The organism is Psychrobacter sp. 1U2 (assembly GCF_051847575.1).
Window position 1 is genome coordinate 1 of the sequence record NZ_JBPYDC010001356.1, and the last position, 619, is coordinate 619.

Annotated in this window: 2 pseudogenes; one reads left to right on the forward strand and one right to left on the reverse strand. The window is 42.3% G+C overall.

The features are described 5' to 3' along the window. Positions 1–335 (forward strand): annotated as a pseudogene (locus tag ACS8FD_RS22070) (glutathione-regulated potassium-efflux system protein KefB); the annotation flags it as partial. Positions 336–437: 102 nt separating this feature from the next. Here ACS8FD_RS22070 and ACS8FD_RS22075 read toward each other — a convergent pair. Further along, positions 438–619 (reverse strand): annotated as a pseudogene (locus ACS8FD_RS22075) (hypothetical protein); the annotation flags it as partial.

The following is a 619-nucleotide window of genomic DNA, read 5'->3' on the forward strand; positions in this document are numbered from 1 at the left end:
GTCATATCTGGCGTGAGACCTACTTGTCCTCGTTAGATATGTCACGCGAGTCCCTACAGCTGCTTGGTATATCACCTGAAAAAGCCCGCGATACGATTCAGACTTTCCGCGACTATGACGATGATTTGATTGAACGTCAGCAAGCTATCTATGATGATGAAGCAAGGATGATTGAATCAGCACAATCTGCAATGGCAGAGCTTGAAAGCTTGTTTGACGAAGATATTGGTAAAGCGCGCAAGATGGACTTAGGGGATTTTTATGAAGTACTTAAGAAACAAGCAACTCCAGTTGACGATGCCTCAAACAATGTTGCTACTGACCCCAAAGCCTAGCGGTTGTTGCAAACTTATCTAGGGTCTGCATATTATCGTTATATTACGTTCAGCTTTATACAATCTTAGCTATCAATAGTCCTAATGTGTGCATGTTCATTTTTAATTAGTTATACAGCGCTTAGGAGCCTGTTTTTCGTTAAGTGAACTTATACAGCTCCAGCTATCAGTATCTGGATTGTGGTGAAATACTAGCGTTTGATCATTTAGATAGCGTATAGGAAACTTGACGTTTTGAACGGTCGCCACGACTGCGCAGTCAGTCGCAGCTACCCCTTCTACTT